This window comes from Algibacter sp. (genome assembly GCF_029245835.1).
Lineage (GTDB): Bacteria > Bacteroidota > Bacteroidia > Flavobacteriales > Flavobacteriaceae > Algibacter_B.
The window spans coordinates 20,722-42,937 of record NZ_JAQWOO010000015.1; the positions used below are offsets into that span (position 1 = coordinate 20,722).

Annotated in this window: 18 protein-coding genes; all 18 read right to left on the bottom strand. The window is 32.5% G+C overall.

Translation table 11 applies throughout. The features are described from left to right. Nucleotides 1-13: 13 nt before the first annotated feature. The 18 genes from P8K68_RS02040 to ruvA all read right to left on the bottom strand — a co-directional run bounded on the left by P8K68_RS02040 (nt 14) and on the right by ruvA (nt 22,213). Nucleotides 14-1,255: an ABC transporter permease gene (locus P8K68_RS02040; protein WP_300247686.1), complete on the bottom strand. Its 1,242-nt coding sequence runs from the start codon at nt 1,253-1,255 to the stop codon at nt 14-16. Further along, nucleotides 1,256-2,488 carry an ABC transporter permease gene (locus P8K68_RS02045; RefSeq protein WP_300247688.1) on the bottom strand — a complete coding sequence of 411 codons (1,233 nt, stop codon included), beginning with the start codon at nt 2,486-2,488 and terminating at the stop codon, nt 1,256-1,258. After that, nucleotides 2,481-3,182, bottom strand: coding sequence for an ABC transporter ATP-binding protein (locus tag P8K68_RS02050; RefSeq protein WP_300247690.1), 702 nt, complete (start codon nt 3,180-3,182; stop codon nt 2,481-2,483). The genes P8K68_RS02045 and P8K68_RS02050 overlap by 8 nt, the downstream gene beginning before the upstream one ends. A gap of 86 nt (nt 3,183-3,268) precedes the next feature. Continuing rightward, a complete protein-coding gene (locus P8K68_RS02055) occupies nt 3,269-3,487 on the bottom strand; it encodes a hypothetical protein (RefSeq protein ID WP_300247692.1) in 219 nt (72 codons plus the stop codon). Between the two features lies 1 nt (nt 3,488). Beyond that, a complete protein-coding gene (locus tag P8K68_RS02060; protein ID WP_300247694.1) occupies nt 3,489-4,022 on the bottom strand; it encodes a DUF420 domain-containing protein in 534 nt (177 codons plus the stop codon). A gap of 43 nt (nt 4,023-4,065) precedes the next feature. Then, a complete protein-coding gene (locus tag P8K68_RS02065; protein WP_300247696.1) occupies nt 4,066-4,809 on the bottom strand; it encodes an SCO family protein in 744 nt (247 codons plus the stop codon). Further along, nucleotides 4,802-5,521, bottom strand: a complete 720-nt coding sequence (locus P8K68_RS02070) for a hypothetical protein (protein WP_300247698.1) — start codon at nt 5,519-5,521, stop codon at nt 4,802-4,804. Before P8K68_RS02070 ends, P8K68_RS02065 begins: the two co-directional genes overlap by 8 nt. A 406-nt stretch (nt 5,522-5,927) precedes the next feature. Beyond that, a complete protein-coding gene (locus P8K68_RS02075) occupies nt 5,928-6,308 on the bottom strand; it encodes a cytochrome C oxidase subunit IV family protein (protein WP_300247700.1) in 381 nt (126 codons plus the stop codon). A gap of 51 nt (nt 6,309-6,359) precedes the next feature. After that, on the bottom strand, nt 6,360-7,352 hold the full coding sequence (locus tag P8K68_RS02080) for a cytochrome c oxidase subunit 3 (protein ID WP_300247702.1): 993 nt from the start codon (nt 7,350-7,352) through the stop codon (nt 6,360-6,362). A 138-nt stretch (nt 7,353-7,490) separates the two neighbouring features. Beyond that, the gene (locus P8K68_RS02085) at nt 7,491-8,072 is read right to left on the bottom strand and encodes a heme-copper oxidase subunit III (RefSeq protein WP_300247705.1); all 582 of its coding nucleotides are present in this window, start codon (nt 8,070-8,072) and stop codon (nt 7,491-7,493) included. Nucleotides 8,073-8,075: 3 nt separating this feature from the next. Beyond that, the gene (cyoE, locus tag P8K68_RS02090; RefSeq protein ID WP_300247707.1) at nt 8,076-8,969 is read right to left on the bottom strand and encodes a heme o synthase; all 894 of its coding nucleotides are present in this window, start codon (nt 8,967-8,969) and stop codon (nt 8,076-8,078) included. A gap of 276 nt (nt 8,970-9,245) precedes the next feature. Beyond that, nucleotides 9,246-11,345, bottom strand: coding sequence for a gliding motility protein RemB (locus P8K68_RS02095; protein ID WP_300247709.1), 2,100 nt, complete (start codon nt 11,343-11,345; stop codon nt 9,246-9,248). A gap of 196 nt (nt 11,346-11,541) precedes the next feature. After that, nucleotides 11,542-12,339, bottom strand: coding sequence for an energy transducer TonB (locus P8K68_RS02100; protein ID WP_300247714.1), 798 nt, complete (start codon nt 12,337-12,339; stop codon nt 11,542-11,544). Between the two features lie 303 nt (nt 12,340-12,642). Continuing rightward, the gene (locus P8K68_RS02105) at nt 12,643-13,362 is read right to left on the bottom strand and encodes an energy transducer TonB (protein WP_300247716.1); all 720 of its coding nucleotides are present in this window, start codon (nt 13,360-13,362) and stop codon (nt 12,643-12,645) included. Nucleotides 13,363-13,422: 60 nt separating this feature from the next. Then, nucleotides 13,423-13,800, bottom strand: a complete 378-nt coding sequence (locus P8K68_RS02110; protein ID WP_300247718.1) for a VanZ family protein — start codon at nt 13,798-13,800, stop codon at nt 13,423-13,425. Beyond that, nucleotides 13,793-14,173 (bottom strand): glycine cleavage system protein GcvH, encoded by a 381-nt coding sequence (gene gcvH / locus P8K68_RS02115; protein ID WP_300247719.1) that lies wholly within the window; start codon nt 14,171-14,173, stop codon nt 13,793-13,795. Before gcvH ends, P8K68_RS02110 begins: the two co-directional genes overlap by 8 nt. A gap of 69 nt (nt 14,174-14,242) precedes the next feature. Further along, entirely contained in the window at nt 14,243-21,625 is a 7,383-nt protein-coding gene (gene sprA / locus P8K68_RS02120) for a cell surface protein SprA (RefSeq protein ID WP_300247721.1), read from the bottom strand. Between the two features lie 6 nt (nt 21,626-21,631). Continuing rightward, a complete protein-coding gene (ruvA, locus tag P8K68_RS02125; protein ID WP_300247723.1) occupies nt 21,632-22,213 on the bottom strand; it encodes a Holliday junction branch migration protein RuvA in 582 nt (193 codons plus the stop codon). Nucleotides 22,214-22,216 lie beyond the last annotated feature (3 nt).

Here is a 22,216-nt window from a genome sequence, read left to right on the forward strand (position 1 = left end):
TATATTAATTAATTTATTCTTCTCTTAATGCGTCAATTGGTTTAACACTCGTGGCTTTAAAAGCAGGAATTAGGCCAATTAAGGTGCCTAGTAAAATTACTATTAGTAATGCAAAAAACACCATACCTATGGATACCGATGGATTTCGCATAAAAGCATCTTCGCCTTGTCCTACAAATTTATTTACCAATATTAATATTAAACCGCCACTTATAATCCCTAAAAGACCAGAAATTAATGAGATGGCTACAGCTTCTACAATGATTTGTCGCTTAACTAAATATGGTGTTGCTCCCAAAGCGCGTCTTATCCCAATTTCTTTAGTTCGTTCTTTCACCGATATTAACAAAATACCTCCAATAGCAAACACGCCTGCTATTAAGGTTGCGATACCCACAAACCAAGTTAGGAATTGCATACCTACTATAAACCCTGTTAACTGTTCAAAACGGTCTCCTAGATTAAAACCATTAAGCGCTCTATTATCATCTGGGTGAATATCGTGTATGTTTTTAAGTAATAACTTAACATCGGCATCTAGTTGATTAATATCAAAATCTGCATCACCAGTAATCGTTAGTACATCAATATCATTCCCACGATTATAAACTTGTTGAAACGTTGTAAAAGGCATATCAGCTTCAATTGGTGGCCCTCCTACATTTACCACCTCAAATACACCAATAACTATAAAATTTAAATTATCTACTTTTATTAATTTGCCTATTGGGTATTCTCCTTTTTCAAATAATTGTTTATACACATCTTCTGATATAACAATCACTTTTTTTCGATCATTTATGTCATTTTGATTTATATATCTACCCCATAAAAGATTCTTTTTTGCTAATGCATCCCGAAATGGAAATTCTCCATTAAGACCAAAACCTCCGGATAAAGTCTTTCTACTTGCTGTAATTTGTCCTCTTAAACTGGGCAAAACGTACTCAACCCCTATTACATTCTTCTTAATTTTTTCTACATCATCAAGTTTTAACTTTATTCGTCGCCCTTCTTGATAGCCTTTAAAAGGAATCGTTGTTGTGCCACTAAAAATAAACAAACTATTGGTAGCATAATTTTGAAACCTCGTGTTAAAATTATTCTCAACACCTTTAGCAGAACCTAGTAAGCCTATTAATAAAAGTATACCCCACCAAACGCCAACCATAGTTAAAATAGACCTAAGTTTATTTTTACTAAGGCTGTCAAACACTTCTTGCCAGGTATCTTTTTCTAATAAAAATTTTATCATTTAACCATCTCTTAAAGCTATAATAGGTTTTATTTTTGAGGCCCTTTTTGCTGGTAAAAATCCTGCGATAGCTCCAGCTATTATTAAAACAATGGTTGCAGTCAATAAAATAGATGAATTCACACTTGGGTTAGTAATAAAATACCGCTCTAAACTAGAACCAACAGCTTTTAGAATACCAACACCAATCAATAAACCAATATATCCCGTAATAGCTGTTATTAATATGGACTCCAATAATATAATAGACACAATAGATTTAGGCGAGGCTCCCAATGCCTTACGAATACCTATCTCTTTAGTACGTTCTTTTACAATAAAAATCATGATATTACTGATTCCTAAAATACCAGCGATTAACGTACCAAATCCTATAATAGGAATAAGGGCTCCGAGACCAGATGAAATATTATCAAGTCGTTTTTTTGCATTAAGTACACCATCTCCAATTCTTATTCCGCGTTGATCATTAGGTGCTATATCGAATTTATTTTTTAATTTAACAGTCATGTCTTTAACTAAAGCTAAAGCTTGATCTACACTTAAATTCGGGTTATATGTTAGCGATATATTTCCAATATCATCATTACCAAGATACAGTCTTTGAATTGTTGTGTATGGCGCATAAATGACGCGTTCTTGACTGTCACCTCCTCCATCTGAATACACTCCAACCACCTTATACTGAACCCCTTCTAAATCGATATACTTACCCATTGCAGATTCTTTTAAAAACAAATCTTCCTCAACAAGACGCCCTATAACACAAACTTTATCCTTAGTATATATATCCTTTAAGCTAATAAAACGTCCGTCTTCAATTTCGGCTTTTTCTATATATTGATAATCAGGAGATACACCAGATATGGTATAACCTCCTTTTTGCTTTTTGTATTTAACTTGATAACCTCTAGATATTTTTGATGATATGTATTCAATATTATCACCAAATTCCTTTTTCAAATAGATTAAATCTGCACTTGTAGGCTGAATTTGTCTTCCAATTTGAAGCCCTTTATAAGGTTTTGAAGTTGTTCCAAACCGAATATTAATGGCATTTTCAGCTCTTCTGATAAAGAATTTTTCAAAAGTGTTTTCTAAACCGTTAGCAATACCAAAGAGGATAGTAAATAACATAATAGCAAAAGCCACCGTAAAACCAGAGAGTAATGCCCTTGTTTTATTTTTGTTTATACTTTGAAATATTTCACGCCAAAGGTCTAAATCAAACATATTGTTCAGCTCTTACTTGAGTTACTTTTGTGTCTTCCATAATAATGCCATCTCTCAACCTGACGATACGTTTGCACATATTTGCAATATCTTCTTCATGAGTTACCATTAATATGGTTTTACCTTCGTCGTTTAATTGTTGGATAAAGGCCATGATTTCGTAAGATGTTTTGGTATCTAAGGCCCCCGTTGGTTCATCAGCCAATAATAATTTAGGATTGGCTGCAAGCGCTCTGGCTATGGCGACACGTTGATTTTGCCCTCCAGAAAGTTCTTTAGGTAAATGTTTTGCCCAATCTGTTAAACCTACTTTTTCCAAATGAAACATCGCTAACTCTTGCCGTTCTGCACGCTTCATGCCCTGATAATACAGTGGAAGCGCCACATTTTCTAGTGCCGTTTTGTAATTGATAAGATTAAATGACTGAAAAATAAAGCCTAAAAACTTATTTCTATAAACAGCTGCTTTTTTTTCGGTTAGGTCTTTTATAGGAAGCCCATCTAAAATATATTCGCCTTCATCAGCCTCATCTAACATACCAATAATATTCAGTAATGTAGATTTTCCAGAACCCGAAGAGCCCATAATTGCGACCATCTCTCCTTCTTTTACAGAAAGATCTATGCCTTTTAAAACATGTAAGCTTGAATCTCCTATAGGATAGGATTTATGAAGTTGATGAATCTTTAACATGGCAGGATTATTTTAAGCATTATAGCTTTTAAACTTAGACTAACAATGTAAAGAAATGTTACAAAATCAACACTAACAATTTTTTATTACTTTTTTAACTTACTATATTTTCTATAAATAAAGTAACCAATACCGGCAACAAGTATATATGGTATAGCCATAAGGTAAACTATACCGTCATTAATACCTTCCGCTGCTGTTTGTCCTTCTTCACTTTCTAAAACGGCGCGACACATGGCGCATTGTGCATTACTTTTTAAAAAAAACAGAAAAGAAAATAGAAAAAAAGCTATCCTGTTTTTCATATTAATTATAGTAAGGCGATATCATTAAAAAAACTATAACCCCAGTTACAGCAACATAAAGCCATAATGGAAATGTGATTTTTGCAATTTTTTTATGCTTCTCAATATTGTTGGTTATAGCTCTTACATAAGTGATTAAAACAAATGGAATCACTATAATTGACAATAAAATATGAGTTATTAGTATAAAATAGTATAAATGCTTTTCAAAACCCTCTCCACCAAATCTAGTAGAATCACTAGTCATGTGATACGCAATATACAAGAGTAAAAATAGCACTGATAACACTATAGCAAACTTCATTAGCCTTTCGTGAAGCTTTATTTTTTTCTTTTTAATTGCCATGAACGCTAATACTAAAATAAATGCCGTTACTGCGTTAACTACGGCGTAAATAGGCGGTAAGAATACGGGCAGTTCTACATCAATTTTAATTCCAAAAAGTGCGGCTACTGCAATTGGTATCACTATCGATAGTACAACTATTAGTTTGTTGTATTTTTTATCGTTTAAAATTTTTTTTTCTTCAGTCATAATTCTTTTTATAAGAGTCTTCGCTTTACTAAGAATGATATTCTTACTCGTTAAGTAACTTTTTAATATCTTCTTTTAATGCACTAATTTCTTCAACTTTACCGTCTTCATCTGTTTTCTCAGACTCAGAAGTTATGCCATTATAATAAATTATGGGATTTCCATTTACTACTCTACATCTTATATAACCCTTTTTATCAATAAGCGCAAAATTCCCTGAATGTTCAAAACCGCCTTCTACACTATCATTTGCAGCAGCATAAATATAAAATCCTTCGTTAGATAGTTTGTATATAGCTTCTTTATCTCCCGTCATTAAATGCCAATTTGGATTTGTAACCTTGTATTTTTCAGCGTAAGCTTTGAGTACTTCTGGCGTATCATAATCCGGATTAATAGTAAAAGATGCTACACCAAAATCTTCAAAATCTTTAAATTCATTTTGAATTTGAATTAGGTTTCTATTCATTCTTGGGCAAATGGTTGGGCAGGTTGTAAAAAAGAATTCTATAACATACACCTTACCCTCATAATCTTTATTTGTGATGGTCTTTCCATCTTGATTTATAAAAGAAAAATCTGGAACTTTTCTGTTTTCACCATTATTAGAAATAAAAACTAAATCAGACTTTCTAGAAGCTTCTGATTTTTTTAGATTGCTTCTGCTCTCTTGTCTTGAAATGTCATTGTTTGATATTCTATCTACAATTTTTGGTATAAAAATAATTCCAAAAACTAGAATAATAAAAGCTATTCCTATATATGAATAATTTGATTTTTTACTCATCATTTTCAGATTTTAAATCGCTTGCACGCCTTGTGTCAGAGTTAAATTCGCCTTTTCGCTTTTGCCTATATTCTGTAAAGAGAATTCGTAAATCATCACTCATTTTATTTTTTACTTCTGCTACCTCAATACAATCGTATGCATATAAACCATAAACAGGTTTATTTTTTTCTAGCTCATTATCAGTTCTATCATCTAATCTACCACGTTGGTTTAAATCTTTATCTATAACATAAACTTGATTGGTTGCTAAGTTAGCTGATAAGTTTCCTTTAGTTTTTAAACTAAAAAACACACGTTTTATATCACTTGGTTCTCCAAAAACAAATTGCCAGAATCTTAAATCTTGATAAGAACTAATTTCTGCCTTTAGAGTTTTTACAACTTCTTCTGTGCCTTTTGGCATTAAAATAACGACTTGAAATTTTTTAAATCCTTTAAATTTATCATAAATCAACTCCTTTAAATTTAATGCTGTTGTACTACTTTTTTCAACATCATTTCCAAAAAAACCAAGAACTGTTATGTGGTTTTTCAAAATAACTTTTTCTTTTGAGTTTGATGTGAAGTTGTCTAAATCTAAAACCGATTCATTAACAATATCTAAGGGTGTATAATTATGTGTTGCTGGGTATAGAAACAATAAAAAAACAACCGGAAGGAAGAATAAAATCCCTAAAACTACATATCGCTTTACTTTTTTATAATCCATTAAATACCGGTATTTCTATTGTATTAAATTGTTTTGCAAAAATAAAAAAAGCGGATTTAAAAACCGCTTTAATTCTGTTATTTAACGTCTTGTTATAATAACACTAGCGTTTCTTTCTGACGACTTGCATATTGGCTTTTTATTTGCCTTGACAGATGTATGTTAGGGATTGAAGCATTTGTTACTGCTCTAACAGTTTTCAATATAAATCGACTGCTAAAATATTAATATTCATGCATTCTATTAATTTAAAATAGAAATCAGCGAGTAAAGCCTAAGCGTAAGCGCCATCTCTGATTGTGGTTGAAGGGTATGACAAGTCCTAAAACAACTTTTTATTTCAAAAAAAATCCCACCAAATAACTAGCGGGACTCATTTTATATTTTGAAATTTATTTGGTAATACTTAAAAATCTCCTTTTATGTATCCATTGTCATATACCTCAAAAACGTAACCGCCTTCTTGTAATAAGATGAATATTAAGTAAAGGATAAGAAAAATTGCTACCCATACTACCGTGCGCCTTAACCCTTTTGTTTCATCACGCATGTGCATAAAATCCCAAGTAATGTAATATGCTTTTACTATTGTTAAAATAATGAATATCCAGTTTAAGGCTTTCATTCCTAAAACTTTTCCCATTAAAGCTTCTGGTTTAAAAATACCTAAAGCAACTTCAACTACAGTTACAATGGTTAAGAAAATTAAAACTCCCCAAATTTTTTGAGTATTAGATTTGAATTTTAATAATCCTCTAAATATTTCTAATTTATGTTCGTGTGCCATTTTAAATTTGCTTTTGGCCTTTAGCTTTTGGCTATTGGCGCATATTATTTATTAAACAAGGTAAAAGAATGTAAATACAAATACCCAAACTAAATCTACAAAGTGCCAATAGAGACCTACTTTTTCAACCATCTCGTAACTTCCGCGTCTTTCATAAGTTCCTAAAACAACATTGAAGAAAATAATGATGTTAATAACAACTCCAGAGAATACGTGAAATCCGTGAAATCCTGTTATAAAGAAAAAGAAATCAGCAAAAAGTGGTGAACCATATTCGTTTACATGCAGGTTAGCTCCTTCAACATACAACTTACCATTTTTAGTTAATTGGTTTATAGACTCTTCTCTTGATAATACTGTTTTTTCGCCTTCCTCATTTATAATTTGAGTACGTACTAAAACATCTTTATTAGCTTGTAAACCATGAATTACTTCATCTACAGTGTAATTTGGGAGTGCTCCCTCATCAACATACCAAATTCCGTTTTTACTCTGGTGTTGCGCTCTATCCTGATGTTCTGCAGCAATAGCAAAATCTCTTACGGCTACACGTTTAAATACTTGTTCCCCATCTTTTTGAACATAATGCCCAAACTGTAAAATATTTCCACCTTTAGTTTGTACTGCGCCATAATCTCCTTTAATGAATGTATTCCATTCCCAAGCTTGAGACCCTACAAATATTAAACCACCTATTATGGTTAAAAACATATAGATGGTTACTTTGGCTTTATTTAAATGGTGACCAGCATCAACGGCTAATACCATAGTTACTGAAGACATGATTAAAACAAACGTCATAAATGCCACATAATACATTGGCGCATCTACACCGTGTAAAAACGGAAAGTGAGTAAACACCTCATCTGCAATTGGCCACGCATCAATAAATTTAAATCTTGAAAATCCGTAGGCTGCTAAAAACCCTGAGAACGTTAAAGCATCTGATACGATAAAAAACCACATCATCATTTTACCATAACTTACTTTAAGCGGTTGGTTGCCACCTCCCCAAGTTTTGCCTTCTGCTACTACTGTACTCATATATAATGGTTGTTATTTAAAAGTTGCACAAAAATAATGATTTTATTTATCTAATAAAACATGAATTACTATATTTTAAAAAGTATAAAAAAAACGACAATACCACACTAAATAAGGGTTTTTAAAAATTGTTGTGTTTTAACGCACAAAATATAAAAATAAAAAGAGATACACCCACAGTATATCTATAAAATGCCAAAACGTAGCAGCGAGCTCAAACCCTAACATACTAGTGACATTATACTTTTGTTTAAAATGATTATAAATTACGACCAATAGACAAATTAACCCAACAACAACGTGTAAAATATGCACAATAGCTATTAAATAAATATAAGACATCGTTACATTACTTGTTGGTCCTGTAAAATTATAACCTAAATCAATAATTTGTTGAAAACCTGAAAACTGATAAAAAATAAAAATAATTCCCAAAATTAATGTAGCGAACAACCAAAGCGAAGTTGCTTTTTGATTACCCCTTTTTAAAGCACGTTTGGCTAAAATAAAAGTTAAGCTACTTATAATTATTACAACAGTGCTTACTATAAAGGCATTTGGTAAAACAAAATCTTTTAACCAATCCGGTCTAGAACTGCTTACTACAAAAGCACTTGTCCATCCAGCAAAAGACATAATCAAGGAAATAATCCCGAACCAAAGCATCATTTTTTTTGCTCTGCTATTTTTTTCTTCTTTAGTACCTTGTGTTAAATCCATAATTTATCTGATAAATTTATCAACAACATAAATAATTTGTATTAAAGTGATATAAAAAACACTTACAAGCATTAATTGTTTTGCTGCTTTTTCAGTCATTTTTTTAAATAATCCTATGGCGTAATACAACATCCATAAACCTGCAAGAAAAACTAGTATTGCTGCCACTATAGATAGATGCAACTCTCCAGTAAAACCAAAAACAGGAATAATGGATACTAAAATCGTCCAAATGGTATACATTATAACTTGCACTGCAGTGCCTCTATCCTGCTTTCCTGTAGGCAACATAAAAAACCCACCTTTTTTATAATCTTCATATAAAAACCAACCAATAGCCCAGAAATGTGGGAATTGCCAAAAGAACTGAAGCGCAAATAAGGTTCCTGGCTCAATACCAAAATCGTCTGTAGCGGCAACCCAGCCTAACATAAACGGGATAGCTCCGGGAATAGCTCCAACAAATACAGCAATAGGTGTTTTGGTTTTTAAAGGGGTATACACACAAGTGTAAATAAAAATGGATATCGCACCAAACATAGCTGTTTGCTTATTGATGGTATATAATATAATTATACCAGCAAGCGTAAAAACAGATGCTATAATAAATGCCGTGTTAACAGACATGCGTCCTACAGGAATAGGTCTGTTTTTAGTCCGATCCATTAAGGCATCCAAATCTTTTTCAATAATTTGATTAAACGCATTTGATGCGCCAACCATAAAATAACCGCCTAAAGCTAATAATATTAATGTTTTAAAATCAAAAGTTTCAACACCTAGCAAATACCCGGCAAGCGAGGAAAACACGACACTTAATGCCAATCGCATTTTTGTGATTTCCTTAAAATCTGTGATTAAAGAGGGCGTTGTTGATAAAGATTTCGAATTACTCAATGTTGTATGTTCTTGACGGCTTTTGCATTGCGAGTGCAAAGATACGCCTTAAAAGCAATTTGAGCAATGGTTTTAACTGGTAAATTTTTTAATGTTTGACAGCCTGTATTTAGAAAACAGTCTTCAGTTTGTTATCCATTTAATTTCCGATAAATACATCGTTTAGACTAAAAATACTTAGATATTAGAAGTCATTGTATTTTGGAGGCTAGGGGTTATTATTTAAAACTTCAGTTGAAGAGATTCCCACCTTCTAGGGAATGACAAAACAGTCATTTAATTATCAAAATACCTATTAAACAAATCGGTTCTCAGTCCAAAATTAAACCAAACGGTATTATTTTTAAAAGTTGACGCTGTTGTAGCCTCTGGATTAAAATTCCGAACCGTAATATCTGTAAATACTTTTAAATTAGTAGCAGGATTTATTAAGAAGCCCGCCTGTAAATTTCCATTAAACGTTTTTGTTTTTAAGCCTTGTCCAACTTCAACACCAGTATCAAAAGGTCTGTCGACTTCACTTCTATAAATATCTCCACCATAATTAAAATCGTTAGTACCATTATTAAAATCTAATCCGCGCGTTCCAAAAATTAATTTAGCATCGCCAAACCAGCGTTTGTATCTGTAACGACCAATAATAATAGCTTCACTAAAGTTGGCTCCCCATAAATGCGCCATAGATTGATTGTTATGCGCGTAGTTCAACACAATCGTATTGTGCGAATAGGTGTAAGGGCGCACACGGTTATATTCAAACTGCACTAGTAAATTATCAACTTTAAACGCATTAAAATATTTCACTCCTAATTGAAAGCCAAATTTGTTTTTCCAGCTTTTTTCTCCAGCTTTCACATCACCTAATGAAAATTCATCTAAAATAAACTGACTATACATGTTTATGTTATCATTCCATTTATATTTAGCTGAAGCCCCTAATAAAGCATTACCTGCACCTTGACCCGTTTCAAACTCAATGGCTCTGTAAAAAATAATTGGATTTAAATAGTTTACATCAAAACCTCTATCGTTAGAATTTGTCCATAAAACAGATTCAAATAAACCAATGTTTAAACGTTTTGAAGCATTCCAACTTAAATAATGATTCGCAATATACTTGGTCAAAAAGGCTTTATCCTGCTCCACTTCAGGGCGCACATCCTTTAACCACATCCAAGTATTGGTATATTTAATTTTCCAAAATTTAGTATTCAATTTTAAAAATGGGTGTGGACTCGCCACATCACTCAATAATAACGAGCGGTAACCATCACCAATAAAGTTTTTACCATGCCCAAATTGAATGTTTATAAATTTAGCTGGGGTAAAAGACAAATAAGCTTCGGCAACTGGATAATCATAAGAATTTGTTTTAAAACGTTTTGCAATACCACGCCCAGGAATTATTGCTGGGTCTGGACCAAAGGCTTTTAAACTTTCCGCATACCTGTTAACATAATCTGCAAATCGCCCTTGACTTTCAAAAACAGAAGAATAGAAATTTAATTTTTTGCCTAATCCACCCTGTATGACAAACCCTCTGGTGTTATTAAATGTTGAATTAAATTCCGCATCGGTGTCCTTACCTACTTGTAAATCTAAAATAGGATCGACAGTAAACCAATAATCTTCGCCTTGTAACTCCACCAAATGCTCGTTCCACAACTTTTTCCCTCCCCAAGTTTCGGTTTGTTTTTTCAATCGTTCTTGTTCCGCTTCAAAATCATAATAGTTTGAAACGGCTTCATAAACAAATGGTTTAGATGCGGTATGACTATTTGTTCCAATAAGATTCATCTGTCTATCAAACCTAGCATAATCACTATGTGTAAACTGAATATTTAATTGACTTTTAAAAGCTTTGTTTTCAGAGGCTTTTAAAGCTTTATCAATCTTATCAAATTCTTTTTTAGCGGCGACCTCTAACTTAGATATTTCGTTTGCTTTAATTTCCTTATTTGCAGTTACTGATTGATCAGTTAAAGGAATTCTAATAGAAATTGAATATTGTTTATATGTTTTTTTACCATTATACGTTGCAGGTTTAATCTTCGGAAATTCTAAAAACAAACGTTTAACCTCTTTTTTTAATTCATCATAAAATGCATCAGTATAAACAACTTGAAACTGTCCTGTTGTATCTACTTCAAAAATAACAACAACTTCACCTTTATAATTCTCTTTAGAAACTTGTTCTGGAACTTTAAATTTTTCATATAGGGTATTATATATATTTTTATCGAAGCAGGCTTGAAGAGAATCAATAGCTACGGCTTCGCAATTTGGAAAAACAGGTGGTTTTTCAGATAAAAAAGTATTTTGCGAATAGGAATTATATTGAACTAAAACCAGGAGTAGTACAATGAATTGCTTCATGTTTTCTTGTTAAGAGTTGATTGAGGCTAGAAAGATACTATAATTTTAGATTTTAGTCCTATTTATAATTTGATAAACACTTCTAAAATTGAGTGGTTAGGTATTTGAGAACTCGATATAAATTAAGTTCATAAAAAAACCGCTAATATAAAATGATAACGGTTTTAAAAGCATGAAATTATAAATGCGTTTTTATTTACTGAACTTCAAAGATTATTGGCAGTGTATAAATTACACCTACATCTTTGTTGTTCTGTTTTCCTGGTGTCATTTCTGGGATGAAATTGATAACGCGAACAGCTTCATCTTGTAACTTAGGGTGTGGCGCTTTGGTTTTAATATCTGTTACATGTCCAGTTTTATCTATTGTGAACTGCACGTTAATTCTTTGTTTACCTGTCAAACCATAATATGAAGCAATCTCATTTCCGTCAAACTTCCTTTGAATAAGCTTTCCGATTTTCTCAGACATACATTTTTTTCTTTCTGGATTGTTTTTTGCTCTTTCGCATCCAGGATAAATTGGAACTTTTTGAACAGAACCGATAAACATAGGTTCATCAGGTTTATCTAAGACTAGCACCTTTCCAGGGTCTATTGTAGGTTCTGAAGACGTATTCTGTTCACTTGTAACGATTTCAAGAGCTTTTTCCAATTTGAAATCATTATCTACTTCTTTTACTTTATCTGTTAATATTACTTTTTTCTTAACCTCAACTTCAGGCTGAACCTCTGTTTTAGGTTCTTCATAAACTTTAAAGTTTTCAATTGAGATTTCAATTGGTTCGTCTGGAGGTAAAACTTCTGCTACTTTTGGAATTGTTGTTTCAAAATTCATTTCAAGCAGTCCAAATGCTGCCAATAAACATACAATCAACCCTATTTGAAAATAAAGGCTTGAGTTTTTTTGTAAATTTGCTTCATGCTTTTGTGATTTTTTCACGATTTGCTCATTTTGCCGAATGAGTTCGTGAGAATTCTTTTGATTTTTCATTTGTTAAAGTTTTATTTCAAACTAAAGTCAAATGTAATTCGCAAAACAAAATTATTGTTTGACCAAAATAAACACCATTTTGTTTATGCTCATTTCATAATAATTATAGTTTAAATGTTAATATTATGACAAAGTCTCAATAAGCATACCAAAAGGAAATCCCATTACAAAACTGTAACCGGATTTTATATAACTTAATAAAAACTACAAAATTATAGTTTCACCTCTCAAAAAGAATGAAAAATAAAAAACCTCGAAAATCAACTTCGAGGTTTCAATATTTATAAGTAAAGTTGTTTATCCTTAATCTTGAACTTGGAAAATAATTGGTAACGAATAGGGAACGTTTACTGGCTTTCCACGTTGTTTTCCTGGTTTCATTTTTGGCAATAAGCCTATAACTCTTTTTGCTTCTTTTTCTAATCCTGGATGAGGCGCTCTAGCACGAATACCAACTACACTACCCGTTTTATCAATCTTAAAAATCACGTTAATACGTTGTCTTCCAGACAAACCTAAATCGCTAGCTAACTCTGTATTAAACTTTTTATTTACAAATTGAGATATTTTTTTAGACATACAGTCTCTTTTCTGATTATTGTTTCCCTTTTCGCATCCTGGAAAAACTGGAACATTTTCAATAACTGAAAAAGGTACATCAATATCTTCTTCTACTTCTTCTACTTCTACTTCTTCTACTTCTACAATTTCTGTTTCTTGATCTACTTCAGTAGATTCTATAACTGTTTCCTCAATTTCAACTTCATCTTCAACAATCTCTATAACTTCTGGCGCTGCAGGAGGTGGAGGAGGTGGTGGGGGTGTTTTAATTTGTTCAGTTAATGGGATTTCTTCTTCCAATTCTTCATCCATATCTACCATACCAATATCAATATCAGCTTTATCATATGTCTTATAGTTGATTGCGTAATTTGTTATGAATAACATTACTGCTAATCCAATGGCGAAGTAAAGTGAACTGTTGCGTCCAACATTTGCTTTAGGATTTTTTTTAGGTTCCATAGTTTAAATCGTTTATCAAGAATGCTAAAATAACTATTTATTTATCAAAAAAGCAAGCGTTTAAGATTTTTTAACGTGCAAACTTTTTTTAATCCATAACACTACCGAAGCAATTAACGCTCCTAAAGTGTTTGCTATAGCATCATAAACATCTAGAGCTCTTGATGCTGTAATAGTATCTTGTAAAATTTCAATAATTAAACCAAACAATATAGCCCAAATAAAAGCATAACCTATCGCTTTTATTTTCTTGAAATTAAAAAAGTAGAACAACGCAAAATACCATAGAAAAACAAAAAAGGAATACGCTAAAAAATGAAATATTTTGTCAGCAAAGGAAATTTGCACCTCTGGAAGGCCTTTTAAGGATATTAAAGAAACCGTCGCTAATGTAATCGTATATCCTAAAGCTCCTAATAAAGCAACTTTTTTAAGCACCTATAAGTGATTTATAATCTTCGGCAGACAGTAATCCATCAACCTGAGACAAGTCAGAACATTTTATTTTTATCATCCAACCCGCATTATATGGGTCTGAGTTTACAACTTCTGGTTCATCTTCAAGAGACTCGTTGAATTCAATAATTTCACCAGATAATGGTAAAAATAAATCAGATACTGTTTTAACTGCTTCTACAGAGCCAAAAACTTCATCAGCTTCTAAAGTTTCATCTAAAGTTTCCACTTCAACATAAACAATATCACCTAATTCACTTTGTGCAAAATCAGTAATTCCAATAGTTGCTATATCGTCATCTAATTTAACCCACTCGTGGTCTTTAGTATATTTTAATTCTGATGGAATGTTCATTTTATGATTTTAATTATATTAATTCAGCAAATGTATTTATTCAAATCTTAAATTCAAATAGATAACTAATTAATTACCAAAATTATATCTGACGGTAAATCCAGAACGAATTGTTGTTTGCGGAAAAGCTGTTGAAATAGCATAGTCTGAGAACGTATAGTCAAAATAAAAGATTCCAGTTAAATTTTTACTAAACGCATAATCTGCTGAATATTTCAATCCCCAAATAGTTTGTCCGGAGGTAATCTGATTATTTTCTAAATCTAAGTAACGAATAATCGTTTTGTTATCTCTAATAGAGATATCAGCTTTCATATTCAAATCGCTAACAATACGTTTTTTAGGGCCTGCTAGTTTAGAGCGAATACGTAAATCTTTAATTCTATACCCTAATCCTAAAATATATTCATTCCCTTGAACTTCGGTAACCAAGTTATTATCAAAACTTAAAGACAAAAGTCTATCTTTTTTGATTTCCGCTAGAATTCTAACAGAGTTCTTCATTTCCATATCAATTCTAACTAACGGACTGAATAATTCAGTTAAGTTAATATTGCTAAATAAACGTTCGTTTTTTAAATTTCCAGATTGATCTAATGCCGCTTGAGGCTGACTTGAATAAGGCACACCAGAAATAGGGGCCTCGTTATCATTAGGATCTAAATTCAAATTCAAATTAGTATTAAACTGGTTGATGGTGTATGCTGAACGATAGCCATGTGTTACAGAAAAGCGTTTAAAGCGTTTTTTGAACCATCCAAACTTCATGAAACCTGTATATTTTAAATCCCAATTGGGTATAGGAATATCTCTAAAAGCATTGGTTGTTATTTTATTCGCATCTTGACCTGAATAAGCTGCCAAAAATGAAGGTAACAATACTTTTTGACTGTTTTTACCAAAGCCTTCAGGATATCCTTCTATATCTCTGGAATAGGTGGTAGTTCCGTAGAATTTCTCAGCTAGACGGTCTGCAATTTTTAATCGGTTTGTTCTAAACTCATCAAAAGCTGGAGAATTTATCTCGTCACTTTTACCAAATGCTGTTTTAATTAAAACCGTTGAAATATTGAAGTTTCCAAATGTGTTTGGCGTTAAAGCAATATACTCATCACTAAATCCATCGCCATCAGTATCTGGTGCTTGATAGTTTTCAGTGAAATTTTCGTAGTAGGCTCTGTTTCCAACAATATCGATTTTTAAATCTTTAAAAGGTTGTAAGCTTGCAGAAATATCAAGCTGTTTTGTACTTGTTGATGTATACTGCTGATTAAACTCATCAAAAGTTGTTAACCATCCACGTCTTGCCGCTAAATCTCGTATATCCCTTTGACTACCAAATGTAAAACCTACACTTGGTTTTAAAGTTCCTATAAACCCGGGAGTTTGTCTGTACCCTGGCAAGAATATACCGTTATTTTCAGAATAATTTACTTGAATTCTTTTAATACTGGTTAATACATCAACACCGGCATTTAAAAGCTTAGTAACACTTTGACTTTTTGGTCTAGACACCTTCTTTTTATCATCTTCATTTGGTCTTGCTCCCGGAGGCGCACCACCTGGATTCGTTCTTTTTCTAACTCTTCTAATCGGTTTTTTAACCAAGCCAATATATTTATAAAAACGATTCATATCCAAAGAGGTGTTGATATTATGAACGTTTGAATTCTGAACGGTGTTTCCTAAATCATAAGTTTCCCCATTAACCTCTAAATTACCAAATAAATCAGATCCTTTTTGCCATTGAAAACTTCCTGTATACTGATATGTTGCATCAATAAAACTAAAGGTTGGGATTTTATTAAGAGGCAATTGATAGGTTATACCAAGGTTTTGAGTTTGCCTATTTGGATCTCCAACATCCATTAAACCATCCCAAACATCTAAATCTGCATCTTGCTCACCAGCAATTAAATCATTATCTACAAAATAGTTCCGAACAATATTATTATTTGCTGCTTGAAAATTAAGCTGTAACGCATTGGTTAAATTATAATTAATTGCATATTGAAAATCGAAGGTGTAATTTCTTCTAAATAATTCTTCAATACCTATATTAGACCCCGTTAAATCAACTTCTCTGAATTTTTGTTTATTAAACTGTCTATTTATATCCGTATTAACTGTAAAACTTGTTGGTAATAGATTAAAATTAAAATCTTTCAAAATTTTCCAATACTTACCAGTAAAAAGAGAATCGTTTTTCTTGAACGGCTCAATAGTTATTGGATTAAAGTTGTGCGCATAATTTGCGCCGATACGCAGGGTTTTATTAACAGCGTTTTCTATTTCAAAATCCCTATGTTCTACTTTGTTGTAAGAATAATTTAAAGTAACGTTTTCAACATCATAAAAACGTGGTGTCGCATCTGTAGTTCTATTTTTTCTAACACCTATAAAGTTGATGCTTTGTCGTTTTGTATAATCTTCAGATTGTTGTTTTATAGCCTCACGTTCAGCATTACTATCTGCGGCGTCCAACCTGGAATCTAAGGTTAAATCTTTGTAAAACTGATCGTACTTTGGTGTTATCAATTCTTCGCTTTGCGCATAATTAAATGGCACTTGAATGCCCCATTTTTTTGGAAGTAACTGACCAACATTAATATTGGTAACCACATCATATTGCTTAACATCTTCCAAACTACGCTGGCTTGGACCCTGCTCTAAAGAGCCAAATCCAGAAGTGCTTTGTCTTCCTGTTGCACTAATATTTGCAAAATCTGCAATATTAGTATCCATACTTACAACAGCTGCCCAACCCCCTTCGTTATCTAAATCTGATAAACGCAGTTCATTAAACCATACCTCAGCACAAAGCGCATTATCTTGTGTTGCATTTTTAACACCAACCATAAGTGTTCTTATATCACCAAAATTAGGATTCCCTTTGATTCCAACACGATGTTGACCAGCAAGATATCCTGCAAATTGATTAGTAACCAATTGGATATCCCCATTTATAACATCGTAAAATGTAGGGTCTTCATTACTTAAAGACATATCTGATATGCCTTGAGCTTTAATTTTTCCTAAAATTTCAATAGGTAAATTAATTTCGTTAGCCTCTGGCCATAAACCCTCTCGTGTTACAGATGTAGATACTTGTAACGGTATTTCTATTTGATAGTAGTTTTCGGTAAGGTCATTACCCATTCTAATAAATCCAACTAATTCGTCACTCGCTAAATTTCCAGTTCCAGATTCCCCATCTTCAGCATGCATAAACATTCTAATACGTTTATATTGACGCATATCCAGATTTATATTTTTAAATACAGCTCTTGAATCTTCAGTTTCTAGATTACATGTTTTAACAACCAAAGATTGTTCGTTTTGACGCACAACCGTATTATTATTAAATAACTGCTCTGGTTCAATCCCTGGAGGTCTTTTATAACTCCCTTCATTTTCAAGCGTACCAATGACTCCTACTGAAAAATCGGTTTGTGCATCTTCGGGCGTAGGATCATTTTTATCTAAAGCTTGCGTATATCGTCTCCAATCGCTTCTAACTAAATCTAGAGTTCCAAAACGGAATATAGTTGTTTCTTGAAAATCTTTTAGATAGATTCTTGTAAACCTTACAGAACGTAAATCATTTATACCTCCAACCGCTTTAACATGACTACCTTGAACAGGAACCCTAAATTGGTACCATCTTACATTTTCAGACTCTCCGTTAGGAAATGCACGAGGTCTATCTTTAAAGTCTCTTAAAAATTCTTTTAATGGATTTGAATCTGGAAGGTTATCAAAATCAGCCTGTGTTTGTGGTAAATTTTGTCTTGTTAAATCTAATTCATATTCAAAGTAACTATCAATCGTATTCATGGTATTATCACGATTTATATCTTCTACATCGGGTTGTGTATTAGATGCTCTTTGAGTATTTGTAAACGTATCAGGGGTATTCCCTTCTACGCCATTAAACTTTTTATAGCGTTGAAAAATATCACCATCTACATTTAAAAAGTATGAATAGTTGTCATTGGAAGGATCTTCTAGATTTTCAAAATTAGAATAAATTGAATTTAGTTCAGTTATTCTTGGGTCATTATCTGGATTATCTAAAGGTGAAGCTTCTATAGCATCTATATAACCATCATAACCAACATCTTGCCTAACGCGGTCTTCACCTGTAGTATCAAACGTGTAAATTAATGATTGATTTTGTGGCACAATAGTTCCCCAACTTGTTGGTTGTTGTCTTAATATGGTAACATCTCCATCCTCTGGCAATCCGTTTTCATATAGCTTTTTACCATCCTTTATAATATCTTCTGAAATGTTTCCTAAGTTAAACACCAACTTACCTCCTGGGTTTGTTGGATTATCTTGAAATGGATCTTGTAACCAGAAATCAATATACTCTACATTTTGCTGTTCAAAATCGGTTGAAGTAATTTGTCTTGTTATACCTGCCCAACTATCAATTGGATTGTCTAACACATTATCTTCAGCACCAGGCTCAAAATTATATGGCCCCCTCTCTTCAGGATAATAGGCTAAATCTAGAGTAAATAATACCGAGTTTTGACCTTGCACTAAATCTCTATCAGGAAACAATTCGTTAATAAACACACGACTCGTGTATAGGTTTGAAACATCATCATCAGATATTTCGCCAGGTCGTTGATTACTGTAAAAAATAGGATCGATAGTATACCAGTTTAAAAGCCCTCTGCCATAACCGTTTTCTATCCCAGCTCTATCTTCTTGTTCATCTACAATATCATTACCATTAATATCTAAAGGTCTACTTGATAAAAACCAAGATTGCTGCGATTTTAAATCAATACCGTTTTGCGAGCCTTCAAAATCGTCAATATAAGAGGTCGCTTCTCCATTAAAATCAGTTCCTTTTGGAGCACCGGGTGCTAAATAAGCAAATTCACCACGAAGTGATAAATTAGATTCTACATCCGTATCAATATTTGGCAATTTATTGGCTAATCGTGTTAAAAAAGGCACTTTGGTAGAGTAATTTCCATTTAATCCGAAAATGGTATTATTTATAGATTCTGAACCAAAATTTGCTTTTTGCGTTACAGGGCGCTCATTTAAATTTAATAAGGTGGCACCTAAAACAAAATTTTCATTGAATTTGTGTTCTACATTTAACCCTGTAAAACGTCTTGTTTGCTGACCGAAAACAGCATTATTTTCAGTTGAAACCTGAATGGGTGTATTGGATGCTTTTAAAGATTCATCTAGAATTTGAACACGTCCTAGTTGATAATTTACAGTATAATCAATACCTTCTACCAAAACACGCCCACCAGCTGTAACCCGAACTGATCCACGAGGGACATTAAATGCACCAATAGGAATTCCATCGCCACCACCAGTAGATTTATAACGCCCTTTTAATTTGAATTTATTTTTTTCAACCTCATCTAAAGCTGCAGTTTTAGTGCTTTTATAAAGTATATCATAAACATACTTTTCTTGATTTTCGTTATATGAAGCATCATTATCATAATCACCACCTCCAAGGACATCAAATAGATATTCACCAAAAGGTTCTGCACTAGTAAACACAATTTTTCCGTTTTGTGGAATTACCGTTATTCCAGGAACGTAATCAAAAAAACCATCTCCTCTAGATTGTGGGTCATTATTAAAATTTAATTTATCAAGATTAAAAACACGCAACAATGGGGAGTTTTCTATTAAATCGTCACTAGGAGTACTTGGTGCAACAGGGTTTCCATTAATATCGAGAGCAAAACTGGTACCTGGGCCTCCTGCTGGTGTTATGTAATTTAAAGGTGATGCTTCATTATAAAAAATATTTAATGTAAAATCGTCTTGACTTAAATTGAAAGCCCCAGTATCATAAACGTTTTTCATCATCAAACCCCAAATAGGTTGATTAACATTAGTAATACTACTTTTTAGCATTTTTAAGACTAAAGCTGTATTGACTACAGAAGTTACTTGCCCTTGGTTATTAGTCTCTACATCCGTAGCATCAACACCATCATTAGCAAATTCACCAACTTGATACACTTTTCCTCCTACTGTATATTGGTAGGCTACGGCTAATACCTCATCATTATTTAAACGTTGACTTAATGATATATAACCTAACTCAGTATTTAATGTATACTCTTGACCATTAATTAATTTTCTAGCATTTTCAAGTTTTGCATAATCTCCACCTTCATTAACTTGAGCATTTAAAGTACCAAAACCTTGGTCTGCAGTAGAGATATCTCTAATTTGTTGTGTTAAAATGGAGCCTGTACCTATAGTAGTTGGGTCAAAATCATTATTACCATTATCTGGAAAAGGAATAGGTGTATTAATGAAACCTACAGGAATAGGATCTAATAATAAGTTGTCATTTTCAGGCTGTGCAGAACTGTAAAATGACTCTCCTAAATCTTGAAGCGCCACTATATTTCTAACATTCTCTGTTCTATTACTTCTATTGGTAACCCAAACTTCTAATCGGGTTATTTGTAGTCCTTTGTTATTTATAAATGGATAATTTGCTAAAGCATTATCGTATTCATCTTTAAAATATTGAGATAAGTAAAAATGTCTGTTTTCATCATATTCTCTGATAAAAAATTCAAATTCTTCAAGGGTCCCTCCACCTTGAGCAATGACAGTATTAGCTTGAGATTTTTGCTCAGAAAACACACCTGTAACAGTGGTTTTTCCGAACTGAAGTTGTGCCTTTACACCAAATAAACTTTGCGCTCCTGTGATTAAAGAGCTATTTAAAGGCATATTCACATTACCAACTTCAATTTTTTGAATAATATCGTCCTCAGTTGGTGTATATTCTAATTTAATAAGTTGTTGAAAATCAAAAGTAGATTGGGTATCGTAATTAGCATTTATTTGAAGTCTTGTACCTACTTTACCTACCAAACTCAAACTGATTCTTTGATCAAAATCAAACGTAAAATTACTTCTGTTTCTTGGTGAAAAGGATGGATTATCTTGTCTTGAAAAAAGGACACCTAAATCCATTTCAACAGATCCTTGAGGAATAACTTCAATAGTATCGCTTCCAAAAATACTTTCAAAAAAACCTGAGTTTACATAAAATTCTGGGAGTAAATTTTTTTGTTCGTCTGCTGTACCATCTTTTTTTCCATCAAAAGCGTCAATTTTTTCTTTGTAATAACTTCGTAAATTTTCTTTTGCAACTAATGCGTAGTATTCCTTAGGCGTTAGGATTAATGGGTAGTTAATATTAAACGCTCCTATTTTTTCTGTGTAGATATATCTATCTGTTAATGAATCATAAGTATATTTAGATTCAACACTATTTGGGTTAGGTATTCTAATTTTACCTAAACTAAATCCCGTTTTTACTGAGTCTTGAGCTGGTTGTTGTGACCAAGCTACTAAAGAGCAACATAGTAATAATACTATTGAGAGAGATTGTTTCGTTAATCTGTATAGTCTTTGATTAGTTTGGTTCAAAATATATTATAAATTTTTTAAGGCTTGTTTTATAATGGTTTCAACATCTGCATCAGGTTGACCAGCCATAATTTTATCCACAACACGTTCAGCCTGTTTTTTCACAAAACCAAGCACCTCCAGAGCAGATAACGCTTCATCTCTATTGGTATTGCCTTTAGAAACAGAAACTTCATCAATATCGTAAATCTTTAAAATTTTATCTTTTAAGTCTAAAATAACACGTTGTGCCGTTTTAGCTCCAATCCCTTTTATGGACTGTATTAAAACCACATCACCACTAGCAATCCCTTCTCTGATTTGTTTTGGAGTTAATGATGATAACATGGTTCTGGCTATACTAGAACCAATGCCACTTACAGAAATAAGTAATCTAAATATTTCGCGCTCTGCTAGAGAAGAAAACCCGTATAGTGTATGGGCGTCTTCTTTAACTTGAAGATGTGTAAATAATTTTAAGTTTTCTCCATCTGGAATTTGCGAATAGGTATGCAATGAGATGTTCAACATATAGCCTACACCGTTACAATCAATAACAACATGTGTTGGATTTTTTTCAGTAAGTTTCCCTTGAATATGTGTTATCATGAA